Raw genomic sequence first — 21,110 nt, 5'->3', positions numbered from 1 at the left:
TGCGAGATTCCCCGCGCTGACGAAAAACGTTCACGCGACGGAGACAACCGCCATGCCGCGACACGCGGAATTGCCTGCATATCACGACGTCGTGCGCGCCGAATGGGTCGACTACAACGGCCATCTGCGCGACGCGTTCTATATGCTGATCTTCAGCTTCGCCACCGATGCGCTGATCGACCAGATCGGCCTCGACGACACTGTGCGCAACGCGCGCGGCCGCTCGATCTACACGCTCGAAGCGCACATCAATTACCTGCATGAAATCAAGGAAGGCGCGCAAGTGAGAGTCGAAATGCGCGTGCTCGCGCACGACGCGAAGCGCATGCACCTGTACCTCGAAATGTTCGCGGACGAGCGCGACGAACCCGTCGCGGCGGGCGAGCAGATGCTGCTGCACGTCGATACGAGCGGGCCGCGTTCTGCTGTGTTCGATAGCGATGTCGAGGTGCGCGTGCGTGCGCTCGTCGATGTGCAGGCCGCGTTGCCCGCCGCGCAATACGCTGGCCGTGTGATCGCTTTGCCCGTGCCGACCCGCAAGTAATGCGCTGGCATTCGCGGGCATAATCGGGCAACGCACAAACGGAGTGCACGTCATGCTCGAACCTGAAATCGTGGCATTCGTTGAACGGACGAAAGCGCTTTATCCGAGCGACCGCGCGGCATCGACGATCGTCGAGCAGCGGGCGATGTACGAGCGCCTCGCCGCCGCATTCACGCCGCCGTTACCCGATGGCGTGCGCACGCACGATGCGCCGTTCACGTCGCCCGATGGGCACACGTTCACGTTGCGCCTGTATGTGCCCTTCGAACGCGAGCGCTCGCCGGGCACGGTGCTTTATTTTCACGGCGGGGGATTCGTCGTCGGCTCGCTCGCGAGCCACGATCTGATCACTGCGCGCATCGCGGCGGACACGGGCCTGTGCGTCATCGCCGTCGATTACCGGCTCGCGCCCGAGCATCCCGCGCCCGCCGCTCACGACGATTGCCTGGCCGTCACGCGCGCCGCGCTCGATGGCCGCTTGCCGTTCGGTCCGCTGCCGACATCGCTGCAACTCGCGGGTGACAGCGCGGGCGCGACGCTCGCGGCGAGTGTCGCAATGCGGTTGCGCGACGACGGCGTGAAGGGCGTTCGCGGTCTCGCGCTGGTTTATCCGATGCTGGGTGTAGAACCACAATCGCCCGCGCGCGAGACGCAAGCCGATGCGCCGATGCTCACGCTCGCCGATGTGCGGCGCTACAGCGCGTTGTATTGGGGCGATCAAGCGGGCACGGAAGCGCTCAACGCGAACAGCGGCATTGACGGCATGCGCGCAAGCGTTTCGGCGCGCATTGCGTGGACGATTCCACTCGAAGCATCACGTTATGATGGATTGCCGCCGACGCTTGCAATCGGCGTCGAGCACGATCCGTTGCGCGACGATGCGCGCGTGTTCGCGGAACGCATCCGCGCGGCGGGCGGGCAGGCGCATGCACCTGTCGGCAATGGCCTTGTGCATGGCTCGTGGCGCGCGCTGGCGACCAGTCCCGGCGTGCAATGGATGCACGGCGAGGTGTGCCGTTTCCTTGCCGACCACGCAGCAGGCTAGCGGATACAACAACGGCCTGTCGCACGCGATCCTTTAGCGTGCGATGCGGCTTGTTCTGAGCAAGAACCCGTGAGTTCGATTGTTGCCTGAAACGTTGGTTATGCGGCGAGCGCGTGTTCGAGTTCTTCGGCGGCGAGTGCGTGTTCGAGCACTTCGGCCGCGATCATCGCGGATGCATTGGCGGGAGCGGGGCGCTCGGCGGGCTTGAAGACGGCGTCGCCGCGGCGGATCTTGCGGCGCGACACGGCGCAGGTGCCCGACGAGTGCGCCGAGCGGCGGCGCCAGCGCTGCTCGCCATAATGACAGCGGCCCGGCTCGACCCAGCGAATGATCAGCGTTGTGTCAGAGTGCTCGAGTATCTCGATGCGCAACCCGTTGGCGCCCATCAACGGTAAACACTCCAAGGTCGTCATGGTCGGCTCCGTAGTTGTGGTGTGTGCCGAATTTAGTCCCGCGCGCGCGTGAGAGCCATTGTGCCCGCGTAGAAACACTGTTCCCGATTCCGCAATAATCTGATGGTTGGCGTTTACGCGGACGGTAACAGGCCGCTTTGCGGGCTGTCATTGCCATTACATGCAAATCCGCAACGAACTGTTGTACCAGCGGCAGAAAAGGGCGGCATCGCCGGACAGCGTGGATGGGCGCGCGCGGCATCCATTATGATGTGCGCCTCGACGGGGCGGCGTCGCGCACGACGCGGGCACGATGCAGGTATCCCGCGTGCTCGCTGCGATGGTCCGTCCCGGGGCCGTCACCTTGGTCTTTCATCCGGGTCCGTCATCCATTCGCGCTATCTTTGAGCGGGCGGGCCACTCATGCGGGCGGCCCACGCAGTCCGCTCATTCTACGAGGTCACATGAATCAACGTCCGCCAGATGTCCCGTCCGGGGCCGACACGCCCGATCGCCGCAAGATGCAGCGCGTCGCCTCGGCCACGCTCTATGCCGCGATGGTGGTGCTGGCGATCTGGGTCATACGCGACTTCGTGCCCGCGATCGCGTGGGCTTGCGTGATCGCGATCGCGCTGTGGCCGGCGTTTCATCGGGTCGAACAGCACGACTTCTTCAAGGGGCGTACGACGCTGATCGCGACCGTGCTGACCATTGTCATTGGATTGCTGTTCCTGTTGCCCGTCGGGATCGGCATCGCGCAGGCCGCGAACGAAGCGCACGACGTGATCGAGTGGATGCGCACCGTGCACGAGAACGGCATTCCCGTGCCGGATTTCGTCCTGCATCTGCCGTTCGGCGCGGCGCAGATCGGCGCGTGGTGGGAGTCGAATCTCGCGCAGCCGCTGCGCGACTCGCCCGCGATCAAAGGCCTGCACGGCGACGCCGTCGTGACGTTCGGCCGGCATTTCGGCGCGCGCGCCGCGCATGCGTTGATGCTGTTCGGCTTCATGCTCGTCACGCTGTTCGTGATCTTTCAGGCAGGTCCGAGGCTGTCCGGCTCGCTGATGAAGGGTGTCCAGCGCGCGTTCGGCCACGAAGGGCTGCATCTCGTCGAGCGGATGGCGGCGGCCGTGCGCGGGACGGTGTCGGGACTCGTGGTCGTCGGCATCGGCGAGGGCGCGCTGCTGTTCGTCGCGTATATGTTGACGGGCGTGCCGCACGCAGCACTGCTCGGGTTCGTCACGGCGATCGCCGCGATGCTGCCGTTTTGCGCGCCCGTCGTGTTCTGCGGCGCGGCGCTGTGGCTCTTCATCATCCAGGGGACGATCGTCCCTGCAATTGCACTTGCCGTGTTCGGCTTTATCGTCGTGTTCATCGCCGAACACTTCGTGCGCCCCATGCTGATCGGCAATTCGACGCGGCTGCCGTTTCTGCTGGTGCTGTTCGGGATTCTCGGCGGCACGGAGACGTTCGGCCTGCTGGGTCTGTTCGTCGGCCCCGCACTGATGACAGTGCTGATGGTGCTGTGGACCGAGTGGATCGAGCGATGAGCCAGCGATTCGCTTCTGCGCTTTATGGCGCGTGCTTTTGCGATGCCGCTTTAGCCGGTGACTTGCTTGACCGCGTGATCGGTCCAGTCATGCGGGCCCCGAGCGGCGTAGACGCAAGGTCAGCACGCGCGAGATCGGCACCGACACTCTCGCGACTGCGAACAGCGAACCGATCGCGACGGCATCGGCGATGAGGCCAAGCGGGACGTTCAGATAGCCGTCGGTGGCTGTGTACAGGAGCGAGTCGACGACCAGCGAGATTACCGTGCCCGCGATGAAGCACAGCAGACCTTTGCGGCCCACAAGCCCGATCCACGGCAGGCGCTGCGCGATCGTCTTTGCCCAGCCGATGCGCACCATGTTCGCGGCGAGCCACGCGATCGCGAGAAAGTTCGCGGCGCGCAGCCACGACAGATTCTGCTTGAGACTGCCATCGAGCGGAGCCGCTTCGACAAACAGCTTGTACCAGGCGGCCGCGCCGACCACGGCGCACGCGAGCGCCGTCACGATCCAGCCATAGCGATGCGCGCTTGCGCGCTGATAGACGGGCTGCGTCTGCGCGATCACACCAGTCACGAATATCAACTGCCATGCGAATGGGTTGAAGTCCCATTGCGCGTCTTCGGCGACGGGCAGATGCGGCAGCATCCACGGCGCAATCGACCACAAGGCGAGGCTGCCCGCGAGCAGCAGCCACGGCTTGCTGCGTGCAAGCGGCAACACCACGGGCACGGCGAACGCGAAGAGCGCGTACATCGGCAGTACCGACGCCAGATAAGGCTGACGGCGGAACAGCAGGATGTCGCGCAGCACGGTCGTGGGCGTGTCCATCATGTCGTCGAGATCGGTCGTGGTCATGTTGGGCGCGTCGATGCTGAACGCGCTCATCACCGCGCTCGCGATGAGCATCAGGACAGCCGTGATCAGAAATGCCCTATACAGCTCGAACGAGCGCCGGAAGAAACGGTTGCGCGCGTCGGCTTCCGTGTGGCGCTTCGCGAGCGACGCATAGGCCGTCGCCGTCGCGAACCCGCCGAGGAAGACGAAGACTTCGGCTGCGTCGCACAGCGCGTACGCATGCAGCGTGGCGCGCGACAGAATGCTGCCGCCGATATGGTCGACGACGATGAAAAGAAGAACCAGTCCTCGGAAGAAGTCCAGCTCGATCAGACGGTTTCTTGATGTCTGCATGCGTGTGATGGCAAAGCGCCTCCGCGAAACGGTGCGCGGGCGGCGCGCAGCGCGGTTTCGGTGAGGCGGGAAATGGGTGGGGTGTGCTTGCGTGCGCGCGCCTGGCGCGCGTTCGCGGCATGGCCTGATGGCGCGTTTTTGCGCGTTTGCGCGGCTGTTCGTGGCGGCTCCGCTGACCTCTTTCAGCATTGGGCACCGGCCACTGAATCGCCTGCACGACCCGAAATGGACCGCCATTATCTCTCAGAGTTCCTCCTGGTTGCGGTTTTGTTGGAGAAGTGGTGGGGCGGGTTCGCAAAAATCGAGATGGGATTGGCGAAAACGGTTCGGGTATTGGCCGGAAGGATGGGGCGGGACGAGGTACGCTTGGCGCCGCTTTGAGGTTGTGTGGAGTGCAGTTCGTCAACCTGCCATAGGCTGCGAAGTCGAACGCGTTGGCGCGGGCAAAGGTTCGGGCTTTTTTCTGTCTGAGAAGTGGACGAGCGATCTGCTTGCATTGTTGGCGTCGCTATGAATGCAAGGGGTGGCTGGGCGCGTATGAAAATCACCATTATCGGCACGGGTTACGTAGGTCTCGTCACAGGCGCATGTCTTGCCGAGGTCGGCAACGACGTTTTCTGTCTGGACGTGGACCCACGCAAGATCGACATCCTGAATAACGGCGGCATGCCGATTCACGAGCCGGGTCTGCGCGAGATCATCGCGCGTTCGCGCGCGGCGGGACGCATCACGTTTTCGACGGATGTCGAGGCGAGCGTCGCGCACGGCGAGGTCCAGTTCATCGCGGTGGGCACGCCGCCCGACGAGGACGGTTCCGCCGACCTGCAATACGTGCTCGAAGCGGCGCGCAATATCGGCCGCACGATGAACAGCTTCAAGGTGATCGTCGACAAGTCGACGGTGCCAGTCGGCACCGCGCAGCGCGTGCGTGCTGTCATCGACGAAGAGCTGCACAAGCGCGGCCTCGCGGGCAGCCCGCAGCACCGCTTCTCGATCGTTTCGAACCCGGAATTCCTCAAAGAGGGCGCCGCCGTCGACGACTTCATGCGGCCCGACCGCATCGTGGTCGGCATCGACAACGACGCAGACGGCAACAAGGCACGCGAGAAGATGCGCCGTCTTTACGCGCCGTTCAACCGGAACCACGACCGCACGCTGTACATGGACGTGCGCTCGGCCGAATTCACGAAGTACGCGGCCAACGCGATGCTCGCCACGCGCATCTCGTTCATGAACGAAATGGCGAATCTGGCCGACACGGTCGGCGCGGACATCGAGGCCGTGCGCCACGGCATCGGCTCGGACCCGCGCATCGGCTATCACTTCCTGTATGCGGGCGTCGGCTACGGCGGCTCGTGCTTCCCGAAGGACGTGCAGGCGCTGATCCGCACGGGGAACGAGATGGGGCACAACCTGCGCATTCTGGAAGCCGTCGAAGAGGTGAATCACGAACAGAAGGAAGTGCTCGTGCGCAAGATCACGGCAGCGCTCGGCGACGATCTGAGCGCCCGCACGTTCGCCGTATGGGGCCTGTCGTTCAAGCCGAACACCGACGACATGCGCGAGGCGCCGAGCCGCCGCGTGATCGCGCAACTGCTCGCGCGCGGCGCGACGGTGCGCGCATACGACCCCGTTGCGACGGCGGAAGCGAAGCGCGTCTTTGCGCTCGATCTCGCCGGCGTGCCCGACCAGCAGGCACGGCTGCACTTCACGAGCACGCAGGACGAGACGCTGGCGGGCGCCGATGCCCTCGTCATCGTCACGGAATGGAAGGAATTCAAGAGCCCGGACTTCGTGCATATGAAGGCCGAACTGAAGACGCCGTTGATCTTCGACGGCCGCAACCTTTACGAACCATTTGTGGCATTCGATGCGGGGATCGAGTACCACGCAATTGGGCGGCCGCGCGTCACTTGCAGTACATAGTTAGGATCATTAAGTAACTATCTAATCAGACAAGTAAGGAGTTGATTTCTTGACTTCTGCTCCGCCACGTGTCAGTCGATCTTGAGTTGAGCAGTAAGCAAAGTCCATGTTTTCCAATGTATTGATTGTGTGTTACGCAAACATTTGTCGTTCACCTGCGGCAGAGGTGGTTTTCAAGGCATTGCATGAACGAACTTCCAGCAAACGCGTGGTCTATCGCTCGGCTGGCATTCGCGCTTTCGATGGAATGCGAATGGATGCAGTAATGGAAAGCTTGCTGATCGAGCGTGGACTACCCATTGGCAAGCACCACTCACGGCGTCTGAGCGCCGCGATGGTTCGCGACGCGGATCTCGTACTCGTCGCGGAGCGGCGTCAGATCGCGCAGATTGAAGCTCTGGAGCGTACCTCTCGTGGGAAGGTGTTTGCACTGGGCAATTGGGAAAGGGTCGATGTTAATGATCCTCATGGAAAAGCTGAATCGTCATATCGCGAGACCTTGTCATTGATTGAACGATTGGCGGCGGGTTGGATTGACCGTATATGTTGAAACGATATCTTGTTGGCCTCGTCGCCGTGCCTCTTCTGTCGGGTTGCGTGACCGCGCCGGGAAACTATATCGACACCTCGCGCCTCGAAACGCAAACGTCCGGCCAACCTGCTGAGGTGTATCCAGTGAAGATAATCGATGCGGAGGTGGTCAGCGAGCAGGCTCAGCAACGCCTGGAAGCCGAGCGTACGCAGAGCGCGGGTGTCGACCCGCTCGCAACATCGGATCACTACGTTTATCGCATTGCATCGCCGGATATTCTTGGAATTTCAGTGTGGGATCACCCGGAACTTACCACGCCGATGGCGACCACGTTCTCTTCCGGCGGTAACACGACTCAAACGCTTGCCGGTGCATTACAGCAACCATATACCACCGCGCTACCGGGTCAAGCAGATCCTTACGGGCAGACCGTCGCGGCTGATGGAACCGTCTTTATTCCATTTGCAGGCCGTTTGCACGTCGCCGGAAAGTCGGTTGGTCAGATTCGCGATCAGATAGCAGCGAGCCTGGTCCCCTTCGTCAGGAATCCGCAGGTCGATGTTCGTGTTCTTTCTTTCCGCAGCCAGAAGGTGCAAGTGACAGGACAGGTGAAAGCACCTGGGCCATTGGCCATCAGCGACGTGCCGCTTACTTTAGTCGACGCGATCACGCGCTCGGGTGGCACTGCTGCGGACGCCGATCTGCAGCGAGTCCGCCTCGTGCGAAAGAAGCGTCTCTACGTGCTCGACGCAAACAGGATGCTCGATCAAGGCGATATGACACAGGACGTCAGGCTGCAGGCAGGCGATGTCATCAATGTCCCGGACCGCATCGACAGCCGCGTGTTCGTTATGGGCGAGGTAAAAACACCGACGCCGTTACCCATGTATCGAGGGCGCATGACAATCGCCGACGCACTTACGCAGGCTGGAGGAATTCTGGATTCCGACGCAAACCCTCACCAGATTTATGTGATGCGAGGCATGAAAGAGAGGCCTACAACGCCGGAAGTATATCGCCTGGATATGACGCAGCCTGAATCTGTCATGCTGTCGACACAGTTGCAGCTTCAGTCAATGGATGTCGTCTATGTTGGAACGGCAGCATCGACCACGTTCAATCGCGTTTTGCAGCAGGTATTGCCGACATTGCAAACGCTTTTCTATCTGAAGCAGCTTACGCGCTAAGCGTTCTGATTATCGTACTGGGTTGTGGTTGAAACGAGCCAGTGCATGCTGCTGATCCGAAAAGTCGACGCACCCCGCTGACCTCCCAATCGCAATCCATTTGGATGAAGCTGTGAATAACGAAGTACGAAGGAATGGAAATTCGAATCCCGAAGCGCGCATTGATGCGGAGGAAGAGATCATTCTTGGTGATCTGGTACGTGTCATCGTCGAAGATGTCTGGTGGCTCGTCGGCATTGCGATCGTGACGATCACTTTCGTCGGACTTTACTTGCTGGTCGTAAAACCGGTCTACCGGGCGAACGCATTGATAAAAATCGAACAGGCCGACGACACGGCTCAAGCATTGACGCAGTTGAGTGGTGTCGCGAGTGCGATGGCGCCGCTTCCAACCGACGCGGAGATTGCGATCATTGAAAGCCGTGATGTAATGGGCGCTGTTGTCAAGAAGTTCAAGCTCGATTTCACTGTAGAACCGAAACTGGTTCCAGTTATCGGTCGATTTGTTTCCGGGCTCGCAAGCCCCGGGAAGCCCGCGCATGCATGGTTTGGTTTGTCTTCCTTTACGTGGGGAGGCGAAGTGGTCGACGTGGAGAAGGTCGAAGTGCCACCTGTGCTTGAGGGTAAAAGTTTGACCCTGATCGCCCGAGATGGCGGGCAATACGAATTCCGAGATCCAGATGACAATTTGTTGGTCCATGGCAAGATCGGACAGGCCGCGAGCGCTAATGGCGTCACGATTCTCGTTAAGCGACTTATCGCACGACCGGGCTCCCGATTTTCCGTTACGCGTTTGAATGACGTTGACGCGGTCGACACGTTTCAGAAGTCTGTGGATGTGGAGGAACAGGGAAAGCTGACGGGACTCGTTAACGTGTTCGTGGAAAGCGCGGACCCGAGGTTCGCAGCAGACGTAGCTAATGAGTTGGCGCAGACGTATCTCAGGGGGCACGTGCAGAGCAAGCAGATCAATGCTCAAAATATGCTGTCGTTTCTGAAGGCCGAAGAGCCTCGACTGAAGGCCGATCTGGATAAGGCAGAAATCGCGCTGGCGCAGTATCAGCGGCAAGCAGGTTCGATTAGCGCTGAAGAGGAAGCTAAGGTTTATCTCATGGGGAGCGTGGAATACGAACAGCAGATTTCGGCAATGCGTTTGCAAATGGCGGCACTTCGCCAGCGTTTTGGCGATGACCATCCGGTACTAAAAGCAGCGCGTGAACAGATTACTCAACTCGTAGCACAGCGTGACCGCTATGCAGATCGATTTCGCGGTTTGCCGGAGGCCGAAGTGCGCGCTGTGCAGTTGCAGCGTGACGCCAAGGTGGCTGCTGAGATTTACGAACTGGTGCTTACGCGCGAGCAAGAACTGTCGGTTCAAAAGGCGGGCACTGGAGGGAATGCGCAGATCATGGACATGGCACTTCGGCCCGGTACTCCGGTTAAGCCGAAAAAGCCATCGATCTTGTCTGCTGCAACCATATTGGGTCTGATTCTTGGTGTTGCGGTGATCCTTGTTCGAAGGAAGCTTTTCAAGGGAATCGAAGATCCTGAAGAGATCGAACGTCTGTTCCAGCTGCCGATTTGCGGAATGGTGCCGTTAAGCGAGCGACAGGTTCAGATTGAAGGTCGCGTCATAGACGGAAACGTGCGGCCTTATTCAGTGTTGGCACACTCCAACCCGGCGGATGTGTGCGTAGAGAGCCTCCGAAGTCTGCGTACCTCGATGCAATTCACGATGATGGATGCGCCCAATCGAATTGTCATGCTGACAGGACCGGTACCTGGTGTTGGCAAGAGTTTCCTCTCGGTCAATCTTGCTGTCCTGCTTGCGAACTCGGGCAAGAAGGTATTGGTGATCGATGCGGATATGCGCAGAGGAGTACTCCATCGCTATATGGATGGTAGGGGAGAAAGGGGGCTATCTGAACTCCTGACTGGCAGGATTGGAATCGATGAGGCAATCCGGCACACAAACTTTGACGGACTTAACTTCATTTCGTGCGGTCAGCGACCTCCGAATCCGGCGGAGTTGTTGATGTCGAAGAATTTTTCGCACTGCCTGCACGAATTTGAAACGCGTTATGACGTGATCCTTATCGATACGCCGCCAGTGCTTGCGGTGACGGACGCATCCCTCGTCGGTGAGCACGCTGGCGTGAGTTTCCTCGTGATGCGATCCGGCATGCACCGATCAGCAGAGATCGCGGATGCTATCAAGCGTCTCAAAGTGGCCGGTATTGATTTGAAAGGCGGGATTCTCAATGGGATGTCATCTTATCGACGCTACGGTTACGGTGCCGTCCATCGTTATGTGAGCACGGATACATCAACGGTTTGACCGGAAAAAGAGATGAAGATTTCGGTGCTTGTTCCGACTTATCGTCGAACGGAACGCCTTATAGGGTGTCTGCGCGCATTGAAGACACAGGAGCGCGTCTGCGATGAAGTCATAGTGGTGGTGAGGTCGGGTGATGACGCTACCCTGGTGTGTTTGGAAGATCAGAGGGTAGTGGAGGGGCTCCCTCTTAAAATCGCGATGAGTGATGCTCCGGGCCAGGTTGCGGCGCTCAATCGCGGTCTCGATGCTGTCTCTGGCGACATAATTGCGATTACCGACGACGACGCTGCGCCACGCTCCGATTGGGTGCGACGTATAGAGGCTGCATTTGAGGCTGATCCGCGCCTGGGCGCACTCGGCGGACGCGACTGGGTGCATCAGCAGGGCGGCGTGCTCTACGGCTCGCGCGGTCTCGTCGGCAAGCTGACGCCGTCGGGCAAGATCATCGGCAATCATCATCTGGGCGTGGGCGAAGCGCGCGAAGTCGATCTGCTCAAGGGCGCGAACATGAGCTACCGGCACGACGCGATTCGCCATATCCGTTTCGACGCGCGCCTGCGCGGCACGGGCGCGCAGGTCCACAACGACATGGCGTTCAGCTTGAGCGTGAAGAACGCGGGCTGGAAGCTCGTCTACGATCCGCGCGTGGCCGTCGATCATTTCCCCGCCGAGCGTTTCGACGACGATGGCCGCGACGCGCAGACGATGACGGCCGTGCGCAACGCCGCATACAACCTCCATCTGATCTTGCGCGATCATCTGCCGCCGCTGCATCGCGAAGTGGCGTGGTGGTGGTATGCGTTGATCGGCACGCGCGTCTATCCGGGCGCCGTGCATGCACTGTTTGCGTTGACGTCGACAAAGGGGCGCAAGAGGCTCGCGCGCTGGCGAGCCGTGCGCAAAGGCGCGCGCGAGGCGCGCCGCGCGCTTGCGCAAAGCGGCGGGACGGGCGCGGGTACGGGCAAGGGAGTGCACGCATGACGACCAGAGTTCACGTGCATCTTTTTTATGGCGCCGATCCGCGCTGCTATCGCAACGGCGAGAACATCGGCTGCCTGTACGGTTATCACCATGCCGAATCCGCCGAGTTCCAGCTCACCTATTCGCAGGACGCAAAGGAAAGCAAGCCGGTGCGGCTCGTGCGCCGCGCATTGAAGGCGATGCTCGGCTTCGATCTGATCCACACGCTGCGCAACAGCGACGCAATGCTGCGCTCCGATGTGATCTGGACGCATACCGAGCACGAATGGCTGTCCGTCGCGCTGATGCTTCTGATGCACGGCGGGCGCATGAAACGCGAAAGGCAGCCGCTGCTCGTCGCGCAAAGCGTGTGGCTGCTCGACAAGTGGCCAGACTATGGCCTGTTGCGCCGCCGGTTCTATCGCAAGCTGATCGATCGCGCCGATCTGCTGACAACGCACGCGCGCGACAACGCCGAGCTATGCGGCCAATACTTCGGACGGGACGCGACTCAGGTTTTCTATGGGCTAAACGTACGTGATTTCCCCGTGCAGTCGCCGGAGCAATGGCAGCCGCACATGCCGTTGCGCATCGCCGCGATTGGCAACGACCGTGACCGCGATTGGGAGACGCTGATCCGTGCTTTGGGCAACGATCCGCGCTTTACCGTGCGGCTCGCAACGCGGCGACGCATTCCGCGCTCGCTGCGCGCGCTGAACGTGAATGTCGCGCCCGCTGCGGGGCTCGCGAAGCAGCGCGAACTCTATGACTGGGCCGATGTGATCGTCGTGCCGCTGCGGCCGAATTCGCACGCGTCGGGTATTACGGTGATGCTCGAGGCGGCCGCCGTTGGCAAGCCGATGGTCGTCACGAATGTCGGCGGGTTGCAGGACTATTTTTCGGCGCGTGCCGCCGCGTATGTGCCGCCGTTCGAAGCCGATGCATTGCGCGACGCGCTAATCAGCCTGGCAGCATCGCCCGATGAAGCGCTGCAACAGGTGCAGTTGGCAGCGCGCGAACTTGCGTCACGCGATCACACGACGCAGCACTACGCGCAGCAGCACGTGCGGATCACGCGCGAGCTGTTGCGCCGCCGCGCGCAGACGGCGCAGCATGGCAACTGTTATACGGACAGACAGAATGTCGACGCCGATCTGTCGAAGCCTAAGACGAATACAAACATGAACGCGAACATCCACGGGCAGATGTCGTCAGAGAACGATGGGGGGAGGTGAGCAATGTCGTCGATTGGACGCATCGGCATCGACAATGCTCTGCGCATCGTCAAGGTTGATCGCAGCGGATGGATGCCGCCTACGCTGCTATGGATCGTAACCGGTACGCTGATCGTCACGCACCAAGGCACGGTGCTAACACTCGCGTTTCCGGTGCTGTCGATTGCGGTAGGTTTCTGGTTATACATTAGGAGTCCAGTGAAGTACGTGGGCTATGTGTGGTGGCTGTGGTTCCTTAGTCCCGAAGTGCGACGTCTCGTTGACTGGACCAATGGTGCGTACACGCCGACCAGCCCGATCCAGGTCGCACCGCTTGCCGTCACGATGATCAGCGGGCTGTCGTTGATCCGCTTCTATCCGGTGCTCGCGCAAAGACGTGGCTTGCCCGTCCTGCTCGTGCTGTCGGGGCTCGGGTATGCATTCATGGTCGGTGTTCTGTCCAGCGGGCCGCTTGCGGCGTTGTATGACCTTGCGAACTGGGTCTATCCGATCCTGATTGGCTTTCATATCCTCGCATATTCACGGCAGTATGCGGAGTACCGGGAGACAATCGTCCGAACCTTTATTGGAGGTATATTGGTAACGGGCATTTACGGCCTCATCCAGTTCTGCGTGATGCCGCCTTGGGATGTGTTTTGGATGAGGTACTCGCAGATGAACTCACTGGGCGACTCCGTCCCGTTCGGTGTGCGAGTGTTTAGCACAATGAACTCGTCGGGCCCATTCGCGTTTGCGATGATGGGCGCGCTTGTCTACGTAATGGCCGCGAACCATAGAGTGCGATGGCTTGCTGGGGCGTTCGGTTTGCTGTCGTTGAGTCTGAGTCTCGTGCGTTCTGCGTGGGGCGGCTGGGTTATCGCGATGCTGGTTCAACTGGCAAAATCAGACAACAAGATGCGAATGCGCATCGCTGTAACCGCGATGGTATTAGCGTTTTTCTTAATGCCTCTTCTTATGGTCAGCCCTATTGTCGAGAGGATGCAGGTTCGACTGCAGAGCATTGTCAATCTGCACGATGACCGGAGCTATGCGGCACGTAACGACTTCTATGAGAAGTTTGCACGCACAGCATTTTCTGACTTAACGGGCGAGGGACTAGGGGCGACGGGGACGTCCACAAAGCTCGCCAACGACGGCAGGCTTGGCGAGTATGGCAACTTCGATAGCGGCGTGATGAACATCCCGTTCGTGCTCGGCTGGCCGGGTATGCTGCTTTATGTGTCCGGGCTCATGTGGCTTTTAGAGACGGTTTCATAAAGACTGTTGAGCTCGCTGAAGGGTGTTCCAGCAGATCAGGCAACAGCCGAGTTTGAGAAACGCTTCGTGAATGTCGGCGCGACGTTCGAAGCGAATACGTAGACGGCGGAAATTGTGCAACCAGGCATGTGTACGTTCGACGACCCAACGGATCTTTCCAAGGCCACTGCCGTGGGGGTGGCCGCGTCGCGCGATGCTGGTGGGAATACTGCGCTCGTGAAGAATGCGTCGGTATTTGTCGTGGTCGTAACCCCGGTCAGCGTAGACGCGGCCGGGACGGCTCAAAGGCCGCCCACGCACGCCGCAAATCGGTACGATGGCCTCAATCAGCGGAACAAGTTGGGTGACGTCGTTACGATTGGCGCCAGTCAGGATTGCCGCGATCGGCGTTCCGTGGGCGTCGGTGGCGAGGTGGTGCTTGGATCCTGGTCGCGCTCGATCAGTGGGATTCGGGCCAGTTTTTCGCCCGCCCCAACTGCGCGAATCGACGATGAGTCGACGACCACGCGCGAGAAGTCGATCTTGTCGACCGCCCTCAACTTCGCCAGGAGCACTAGGTGCAATCGATCCCATACACCGGCTTGCTGCCAATCGCGTAGCCTGCGCCAACAACTGACGCCGGAGCCGCACCCCATCTCCGCTGGCAAATCTCGCCAGCGGATACCGGTCTTCAGCACGAACAAGATGCCGGTCAGCGCAGCCCGATCCGGTACCGGTTTGCGGCCCGGATGCTTGAAGCGCCGTGGCTTCGCTGGTGGTAGCAGTGGCTCGATCAGTGCCCACAGTTCGTCGTCGATGATTGGTTTGCCCATCTCCTCGATCCTGTTGATACGACGATCGAGGTTAACAGGTTGCGTTAAGGGTTAACAGCCCCTATGAACTCTTTTTGAAACCGTCTCTTAGTCCGATAACGATGTAGAGTTCGTTCCCAAAAGGAACGACAATGAAGAAGCGATTCAGCGAAGAACAGATTATTGGCATCCTGAAGGAGGCCGAGGCTGGCCTGAAGCCGGCAGAACTGTGCCGCAAGCACGGTATCTCGGAGGCGACCTACTACAACTGGAAGGCGAAGTTCGGCGGGATGACCGTCGCGGACGCGCAGCGCCTGAAAGAACTGGAGCAGGAGAACAACAGGCTCAAGCGCCTGTTGGCAGAGTCGATGCTCGACAATGCCGCGCTGAAGGACCTGCTGTCGCGAAAGTAGCAAGCCCGCAAGCCAAACGCGAGGCGGTCGGGATATTGATGACCGAACGCGCGATGGGTGTCACCCGGGCTTGCGGGCTGGTAGGAATTTCGCGTTCACTGTTCCGTTACGAATCGCGCCGCACCGACGACGCGGAGCTGACGGACAGGATGACGGCAATCGCCGCGCAGAAACGTCGATACGGCTACCGCCGTATTCATGTGCTGTTGCGTCGCGAAGGCTGGCTGGTTAACCATAAGCGGACGTGGCGTCTGTATAGCAAGGCAGGGTTGAGCGTGCGTAAGCGCAGACGCAAGCGCATTGCCGCCGTCGAGCGAAAACCGCTGCCGGTGCGGACAGGCCCGAACCAGAGCTGGTCGATGGATTTTGTTTCTGATGGACTGGCTTACGGCCAGCGGTTTCGCTGTCTGAATGTGGTCGACGACTACACACGGGAATGTCTGGCTATCGAGGTCGACACTTCACTGCCGGGGCTGCGCGTAAAGCACGTGTTGCAACGGTTAGGCGAGATGCGTGGATTGCCTGCATCCATCACGGTAGACAACGGCCCGGAATTCGCCGGTAAGGTGCTGGATGCATGGGCTTACGAAGCCGGCGTTATGCTGTCGTTCATCCGGCCAGGCAAGCCCGTCGAGAACGCGTACATCGAGAGCTTCAACGGACGCTTCCGCGACGAATGCCTGAATGAGCACTGGTTCGTCTCGATGCGTCATGCCAGGCGCCTGATTGAAGAATGGAGAAACGAGTACAACACCGAACGGCCTCACAGCTCGCTCGGATATCTGACGCCTGAGCAATTCGCACAGGCACATGAAGCGAAGCAGTTTCTAACCTCGGACTCTAACAGCGGTCCGGACTAATACCAGGGGCAGGTCATGTCGACTGCAATATGGACCTTGCTGCCACGCTTGCGCTTGTAGCCGTCATAGCCCGCGCGCGGACCGCTCTCGCAGGTGGACTGCATTGTCCGGCCATCCAGAATCACGGCACTGGGCTGGCCCTGCCGTCCTTGCGCCACACGGATGATCGAGCGCAAGTCGCAGACCATGTTCTCAAAGCAGCCCGCCTGCAGCCAGCGCTGGGTCTGCTGGTACACCAGCTCCCACGCAGGAAAGTTGTTGGGCATCATTCTCCATGGCGCACCAGCGCGCACGATCCAGCGCAACGCGTTAAACATTTCTCGCAGTTCGTACTTGCGCTGCGGTGCTGCTTCATCCATCAACGTCAGATACGGCGCCGCGAAGCTCCACTCTTCGTCGGACACGTCTGTCGGGTAGGGTTTGCGCTTTTCTCTTGTCATCCCTCCAGGGTACCAGGTTCTACAAAAAATTCCTAACACGGTCTAGGCTGACTCTCGCCTTAAGTGTGACTCAGTACCAGTCCTGTTCGGAACCGGGATCTCCGGCTCTTCTGAATCCGTCGTCGCGGGCATCAATTCGCAACGACGGGTCAATTCGGTCGGTGTTACCCATCTGCCGGCACATCTTCTCGACGCTCGTGCCACGCTTGAACTACATGAGCATGAATGCGATCTGCTCGTCCATGTATCTCGCCTTGTTCGCGACATGACTTCGTGTAGGCAGGCCGCCGTCACCATGCTCGACATCCTGTCACCAAACAGGACGAGACTTCAGGACAAGACTTTTGAGGTTAGGAGAGTAAGGTCAAGACGCATGCATGTCTTTCAAGAACTAATAAGCGGTCTCTCCCATAAATCCATTGATTATTGTTAACGCGATGATCTTCATATCCATCCAAAAGGTCCAATGCCGGATGTAGAAAATGTCGCATTTGATCCTTGCCTCCATCTTCTCAATTTCAGCCGTCTCTCCCCGATATCCATTGACCTGTGCCCAGCCTGTGACTCCTGGTTTGATCCGGTATCGAAACATGTAGTCCTGAACCAGGTCCTTGTAATACTCATCGTGTTCCACAGCATGAGGTCGTGGGCCGACCACAGACATTTCCCCTTTGAGAACATTGAGAAACTGCGGCAGTTCATCAAGGCTTGTACTTCGCAGAAAGCGTCCTACTCGTGTGACACGTGTATCCCCTCTGCGCGCCTGAACGACTATACCTGGCTTGTCTGCTCCATGGAACATCGTACGAAATTTATAGATGGAAAAAACCTCTCCGTTCATTCCCTTGCGATATTGTCGGAACAGAATTGGACCGGGAGATGAAATTTTCACAGCAATAGCGATTGCTAGCAGTGCAGGAAAAATGCCCAACAAGACGCAAAGTGAAAACGTGAGATCAAATATATTTTTGAGTAGGAAATCGAAAGTTTTTTCTGGAATGGCCATAAAATTCAATATCGGAACACCGCGATAATCTTCAATCAAAGGTTCCATGAGTGCGCTTCCTTCAAATAACGGAAGCATACGAATATTTATGAACTCATCCCGAAAATCTTCAAACAGATTTTCAATAAAAACCGGACCAAATGATGGATTGATGATCCATATCTCTCGCAGCTTCTTTTTCCGCATTAACTGTTTGAGTGTATGTATGTCGCGCACGGCCGGGATGTGGTTGATGGTTGTGTCGCATTGAAGAGACGGATCGAAAATCGCCTCCGGAACGAAGGCTTTCCCCGTCAGCGAAGCGATCCGGGCAAGAAGATCACCGGTCGCACCGGAAGGTGCGACAATTGCGAAGTGCGTCGGTGAGAATCGCCATGTCCGCAGCACGAAGGGCAAATAGTGGATCACGCAACGCTCAGCAACAAGCGCACATGCGGCCACTCCCGTCCACCAAAAGAACCATTGTCCTCGCAATTCCCCGCCTGGATAGGCGCGTGAGAGTAACGCCAGAGTTAATTGAGCCAACAGCCAGGCGAGGAGAACGCGCATTACGCTCCCAAGCACCGATTCATAACGGAAAGGTTGATATACCCTGGTCAACCGGAACGTGATGAATGGAAGCGTGAGTCCAATAAGACCCAAAAGACCATCGATATTTGAAAACCTTGAACTGTCATGAAAGACAATGCCATGCGAAATATAAGCGGCTCCCGAAATACACAGAAAGTCGGTAGCTTTTGAAATAGGTGTCAGCATCGCTTGTATTGGCCGATGACATTCAGAATACGCAGTTCTTTCCCGACAAAAAGGCTCATGTCTTTTCGCCAGCAGAACGCAATCGACTCCGATATTCCGTCGGTGAGATATGCCAGACCTGCCGAAACAACCGCGCAAGACATTCCCCGCTCGTTAGCCCACAGCGTCTTGCAATCTTGTCGACAGGCAGATCGCTCGATTCGAGCATCAACGCGGCCAGCTCCACGCGCGAGCGCCTCAGATGCTCAGAAGGCTTAACGGACATTTCCGCACGGAAGTGCCGCAAGTAAGACCGCTCACTCATCCCAGCTGTCTGCGCAGCAACCGTAATGGAAATCGACTTGTCGCAATTGCGCGTGATCCACTGCGCGCTTTCCTGAATCTTCTGCCTGATCGATTTGCCGTTATCGCTTGCAACCAATGCGAGCTCTGGCCGATTTGTATCGGGCAGCAACTCCAGAATACGACGTAGAATCGAAACGCCAAAATCCCGTCGGATGATTTCGAATGCCTGCCGGATTCCGCTGCGTGACATGGACGCGTGTGAAGCAGTGACATTCCCAGAGTCCAAAGCGCGCAAGTCGCTTGTAGGAGTCTGGCTGCCCGCCGTAGACCAGCGCCCCATCGCTGACAGCAACGCGTCGCCGTTACCAATTACGAAGATCTCGTCTGCTTCAACTGTCGCGTCGCGAAGCCATCCACCGGAGTGCGTATCCCGGGCGACGTCGACGACCGTTTCACTGCTAGCGACGAAGAGTGCTCGCGCTTTACCCAAAAGTTTGACCGATTGTGTCAATACATCGATGTGAGCGGAGCTGGATATACAACCGCCGTGGCGGGAAATAAAGGCGGTGCGATAGGCGGGCACATCACGCTGTGTAGCCGCGAGAACATGATTCGCTTTATCGAAGACGTCGACGATTTCTGCCACAGGCAACATCGAGAACCCGTCGGATACGAGGATTCCAATAGGGTGTACGGGGCGACTAAAACCCGGATTGGGCACGGCATGGCGTGAACTGTATGAATCAGGACAGTGAGTCATCTTCATCAATGCATTCCCTGCTGCGTGACGGCGCCGTGGCGCATGGTAACGAGGGGTGTGAGGCGAGGTTCAATACGAGCTTCAACGTACGCCATATAGAGGCGCAGAGAATACAAAGACGATTCGATACATCAAATCAGACAATTCCGATTCACCTTGCGACTGTCTCTGAGAAGAAACATTTAACGAACGCGGGTCATGTCTCTTTAGAACTAATCCGACAAACCCATTCAATCGCACGAATTGGCGCATCTCTCGTGGGCATTTCACAACGAATATCACGCTCGTGAATGCTTCAACTGGACTGCACGGATTAGCTCGGGCAGGATCTCGTCCGCTGCATGCGCTTTGAGTTATGAACGCGTGTGTGTATCGCTTCTGAAAGGTTTGTCATAATTAGCATGACGAATAAATGATCGTAGTACGCGGAAAACAACGGATCACACTTCCACCAACAAACGGAGATCATTCAATGAAAAAACAGGTCATCGCACTGGCCGCCACTGCCGCATTCACTACTCCCGTCTTTGCACAAAGCAGTGTCACGCTGTATGGCGTGATCGACGAGGGCATCAACTATACGAACAACGTCGGCGGCAACAGCGTAGTCGAGCTGCAAAGCGGCTACGCGCAAGGCAGCCGATGGGGCATGAAAGGCGCGGAGGACCTGGGTGGCGGCAACAAGGCGATCTTCCAGCTGGAAAACGGCTTTGACCTGAATAGCGGGCGGCTCGGCCAAGGCGGCCGCATGTTTGGCCGTCAGGCGTACGTTGGTCTGTCGAACGATAAGTTCGGTACGGTTACGTTCGGCCGTCAATACGATTCCGTCGTCGATTACCTTGCGCAAACGACGTCGAATGGCAACTGGTCCGGGTATCTGTTCTCGCATCCGTTCGACAACGACAACACGGACAATTCGTTCCGCGTCAATAACACGATCAAGTACGCGAGTCCCGACATCGCGGGTTTCCAGTTCGGCGGCACGTACAGCTTCAGCAACGACACGAACTTCGCCAACGACCGTCAGTACAGCTTCGGCGCGCAATACACGACGGGCGGTCTGCTGCTCGCCGCCGCGTATCTGCAGGCGAACAACGCGGGCGCGACGACGGGCGGCGCGATCGCAACCAACGACGCGAGCTTCCTCGCGCAACGCATGCGCGTGTTCGGCGCGGGCATCAACTACACGTTTGGCTCGGCGACGGTCGGCTTCGCATACACGAACTCGAACTACAAGAACCCGACGGGCAACGGCTATCTGGCCGACCCGGCCGCGATCATCGCGCCGGGCGCGACGCTGAACACGCTAAAGTTCCAGAACTTCGAACTGAACGCGAAGTATCAGATCACGCCGGCATTCTTCGTCGGCGGTGAATATGTGTACACGATGGAGAACTACGACGCATCGACGGGCGGCGTGAAGCCGAAAGTCCACTCGGTGGGCCTGATGGCGGACTACAACGTTTCGAAGCGCACGGACTTCTACGTGCAGGGTATGTACCAGAAGATCGCGGGCGACAAGACGAACTCCATCATGGACAACGCGTTCATCCTCGGCACGCAGGCTCCATCGTCGACGGCGAACCAGTTCGCGTTCCGCGCGGCGATCCGCCACAAGTTCTAAGCGTCATGTAGCAAGCGA

General features: G+C 58.7%; 17 protein-coding genes and 1 pseudogene. 12 read left to right on the top strand and 6 right to left on the bottom strand.

The window, feature by feature from the left end:
- Positions 1 to 52 precede the first annotated feature (52 nt).
- On the top strand, positions 53 to 544 hold the full coding sequence (locus VSR68_RS27525) for a thioesterase family protein (protein ID WP_342942869.1): 492 nt from the start codon (positions 53 to 55) through the stop codon (positions 542 to 544).
- Positions 545 to 596: 52 nt separating this feature from the next.
- Entirely contained in the window at positions 597 to 1,589 is a 993-nt protein-coding gene (locus tag VSR68_RS27520; protein WP_342942868.1) for an alpha/beta hydrolase, read from the top strand.
- 98 nt (positions 1,590 to 1,687) lie between these two features.
- Here VSR68_RS27520 and VSR68_RS27515 read toward each other — a convergent pair whose 3' ends face one another.
- On the bottom strand, positions 1,688 to 2,002 hold the full coding sequence (locus VSR68_RS27515) for a DUF3331 domain-containing protein (protein WP_342942867.1): 315 nt from the start codon (positions 2,000 to 2,002) through the stop codon (positions 1,688 to 1,690).
- Between the two features lie 443 nt (positions 2,003 to 2,445).
- Here VSR68_RS27515 and VSR68_RS27510 point away from each other — a divergent pair, with 443 nt between their 5' ends.
- Complete coding sequence (locus tag VSR68_RS27510) at positions 2,446 to 3,531, top strand: AI-2E family transporter (protein ID WP_342942866.1); 1,086 nt, start codon at positions 2,446 to 2,448, stop codon at positions 3,529 to 3,531.
- 87 nt (positions 3,532 to 3,618) lie between these two features.
- On the opposite strand, the gene VSR68_RS27505 is transcribed toward VSR68_RS27510, so the two are convergent.
- Positions 3,619 to 4,722 carry an OpgC domain-containing protein gene (locus VSR68_RS27505; protein ID WP_342942865.1) on the bottom strand — a complete coding sequence of 368 codons (1,104 nt, stop codon included), beginning with the start codon at positions 4,720 to 4,722 and terminating at the stop codon, positions 3,619 to 3,621.
- A gap of 537 nt (positions 4,723 to 5,259) precedes the next feature.
- Here VSR68_RS27505 and VSR68_RS27500 point away from each other — a divergent pair.
- From VSR68_RS27500 to VSR68_RS27470, 7 genes are all read left to right on the top strand, one after another.
- Positions 5,260 to 6,648, top strand: a complete 1,389-nt coding sequence (locus VSR68_RS27500; protein ID WP_342942864.1) for a UDP-glucose/GDP-mannose dehydrogenase family protein — start codon at positions 5,260 to 5,262, stop codon at positions 6,646 to 6,648.
- A gap of 106 nt (positions 6,649 to 6,754) precedes the next feature.
- On the top strand, positions 6,755 to 7,198 hold the full coding sequence (locus VSR68_RS27495) for a low molecular weight phosphotyrosine protein phosphatase (protein WP_342942863.1): 444 nt from the start codon (positions 6,755 to 6,757) through the stop codon (positions 7,196 to 7,198).
- A complete protein-coding gene (locus VSR68_RS27490) occupies positions 7,192 to 8,367 on the top strand; it encodes a polysaccharide biosynthesis/export family protein (protein ID WP_342942862.1) in 1,176 nt (391 codons plus the stop codon). The genes VSR68_RS27495 and VSR68_RS27490 overlap by 7 nt, the downstream gene beginning before the upstream one ends.
- Positions 8,368 to 8,479: 112 nt before the next feature.
- On the top strand, positions 8,480 to 10,705 hold the full coding sequence (locus tag VSR68_RS27485; RefSeq protein ID WP_342942861.1) for a polysaccharide biosynthesis tyrosine autokinase: 2,226 nt from the start codon (positions 8,480 to 8,482) through the stop codon (positions 10,703 to 10,705).
- A gap of 12 nt (positions 10,706 to 10,717) precedes the next feature.
- Positions 10,718 to 11,686 (top strand): glycosyltransferase family 2 protein, encoded by a 969-nt coding sequence (locus tag VSR68_RS27480; protein WP_342942860.1) that lies wholly within the window; start codon positions 10,718 to 10,720, stop codon positions 11,684 to 11,686.
- Positions 11,683 to 12,900 (top strand): glycosyltransferase family 4 protein, encoded by a 1,218-nt coding sequence (locus tag VSR68_RS27475; RefSeq protein WP_342942859.1) that lies wholly within the window; start codon positions 11,683 to 11,685, stop codon positions 12,898 to 12,900. The genes VSR68_RS27480 and VSR68_RS27475 overlap by 4 nt, the downstream gene beginning before the upstream one ends.
- Positions 12,901 to 12,903: 3 nt before the next feature.
- Positions 12,904 to 14,157 (top strand): glucose-6-phosphate isomerase, encoded by a 1,254-nt coding sequence (locus tag VSR68_RS27470; RefSeq protein WP_342942858.1) that lies wholly within the window; start codon positions 12,904 to 12,906, stop codon positions 14,155 to 14,157.
- On the opposite strand, the gene VSR68_RS27465 is transcribed toward VSR68_RS27470, so the two are convergent.
- Positions 14,152 to 14,969, bottom strand: a protein-coding gene (locus VSR68_RS27465) for an IS5 family transposase (protein ID WP_342942857.1) whose coding sequence is annotated in 2 segments (ribosomal slippage) — positions 14,152 to 14,621 and positions 14,621 to 14,969 — 819 coding nt in all. Because the reading frame shifts where the segments join, the coding sequence is not laid out codon by codon here. The two genes, VSR68_RS27470 and VSR68_RS27465, sit on opposite strands and share 6 nt — an antisense overlap.
- Positions 14,970 to 15,100: 131 nt before the next feature.
- On the opposite strand from VSR68_RS27465, the gene VSR68_RS27460 reads away from it, so the two are divergent.
- A protein-coding gene (locus VSR68_RS27460) for an IS3 family transposase (protein WP_428983596.1) occupies positions 15,101 to 16,221 on the top strand; the annotation gives its coding sequence in 2 pieces (ribosomal slippage) (positions 15,101 to 15,341 and positions 15,341 to 16,221; 1,122 coding nt in all).
- A 17-nt stretch (positions 16,222 to 16,238) separates the two neighbouring features.
- Here VSR68_RS27460 and VSR68_RS27455 read toward each other — a convergent pair.
- The 3 genes and pseudogenes from VSR68_RS27455 to VSR68_RS27445 all read right to left on the bottom strand — a co-directional run.
- Positions 16,239 to 16,661, bottom strand: a pseudogene (locus VSR68_RS27455) (transposase); the annotation flags it as partial.
- Between the two features lie 391 nt (positions 16,662 to 17,052).
- Entirely contained in the window at positions 17,053 to 18,423 is a 1,371-nt protein-coding gene (locus VSR68_RS27450) for an undecaprenyl-phosphate glucose phosphotransferase (protein ID WP_342942856.1), read from the bottom strand.
- 55 nt (positions 18,424 to 18,478) lie between these two features.
- Positions 18,479 to 19,474, bottom strand: a complete 996-nt coding sequence (locus VSR68_RS27445) for a helix-turn-helix domain-containing protein (RefSeq protein WP_342942855.1) — start codon at positions 19,472 to 19,474, stop codon at positions 18,479 to 18,481.
- Positions 19,475 to 19,940: 466 nt separating this feature from the next.
- Between VSR68_RS27445 and VSR68_RS27440 the strand changes: the two genes are divergently transcribed.
- On the top strand, positions 19,941 to 21,092 hold the full coding sequence (locus tag VSR68_RS27440) for a porin (protein WP_342942854.1): 1,152 nt from the start codon (positions 19,941 to 19,943) through the stop codon (positions 21,090 to 21,092).
- Positions 21,093 to 21,110 lie beyond the last annotated feature (18 nt).

Source organism: Paraburkholderia phymatum (assembly GCF_038900715.1).
GTDB classification, from domain to species: Bacteria; Pseudomonadota; Gammaproteobacteria; order Burkholderiales; family Burkholderiaceae; genus Paraburkholderia; species Paraburkholderia phymatum_A.
The sequence above is the reverse complement of the archived record's forward strand: the minus strand, read 5'-3'. Positions and strand labels throughout refer to the sequence as shown.

What these genes read in the sequence shown, in the direction of transcription:
- VSR68_RS27525 (WP_342942869.1), top strand. Translation starts at nt 53, where the DNA reads ATGCCGCGACACGCGGAATTGCCTGCATATCACGACGTCGTGCGCGCC.
- VSR68_RS27520 (WP_342942868.1), top strand. Translation starts at nt 597, where the DNA reads ATGCTCGAACCTGAAATCGTGGCATTCGTTGAACGGACGAAAGCGCTT.
- VSR68_RS27515 (WP_342942867.1), bottom strand. Translation starts at nt 2,002, where the DNA reads ATGACGACCTTGGAGTGTTTACCGTTGATGGGCGCCAACGGGTTGCGC.
- VSR68_RS27510 (WP_342942866.1), top strand. Translation starts at nt 2,446, where the DNA reads ATGAATCAACGTCCGCCAGATGTCCCGTCCGGGGCCGACACGCCCGAT.
- VSR68_RS27505 (WP_342942865.1), bottom strand. Translation starts at nt 4,722, where the DNA reads ATGCAGACATCAAGAAACCGTCTGATCGAGCTGGACTTCTTCCGAGGA.
- VSR68_RS27500 (WP_342942864.1), top strand. Translation starts at nt 5,260, where the DNA reads ATGAAAATCACCATTATCGGCACGGGTTACGTAGGTCTCGTCACAGGC.
- VSR68_RS27495 (WP_342942863.1), top strand. Translation starts at nt 6,755, where the DNA reads ATGTTTTCCAATGTATTGATTGTGTGTTACGCAAACATTTGTCGTTCA.
- VSR68_RS27490 (WP_342942862.1), top strand. Translation starts at nt 7,192, where the DNA reads ATGTTGAAACGATATCTTGTTGGCCTCGTCGCCGTGCCTCTTCTGTCG.
- VSR68_RS27480 (WP_342942860.1), top strand. Translation starts at nt 10,718, where the DNA reads ATGAAGATTTCGGTGCTTGTTCCGACTTATCGTCGAACGGAACGCCTT.
- VSR68_RS27475 (WP_342942859.1), top strand. Translation starts at nt 11,683, where the DNA reads ATGACGACCAGAGTTCACGTGCATCTTTTTTATGGCGCCGATCCGCGC.
- VSR68_RS27470 (WP_342942858.1), top strand. Translation starts at nt 12,904, where the DNA reads ATGTCGTCGATTGGACGCATCGGCATCGACAATGCTCTGCGCATCGTC.
- VSR68_RS27450 (WP_342942856.1), bottom strand. Translation starts at nt 18,423, where the DNA reads ATGCTGACACCTATTTCAAAAGCTACCGACTTTCTGTGTATTTCGGGA.
- VSR68_RS27445 (WP_342942855.1), bottom strand. Translation starts at nt 19,474, where the DNA reads ATGAAGATGACTCACTGTCCTGATTCATACAGTTCACGCCATGCCGTG.
- VSR68_RS27440 (WP_342942854.1), top strand. Translation starts at nt 19,941, where the DNA reads ATGAAAAAACAGGTCATCGCACTGGCCGCCACTGCCGCATTCACTACT.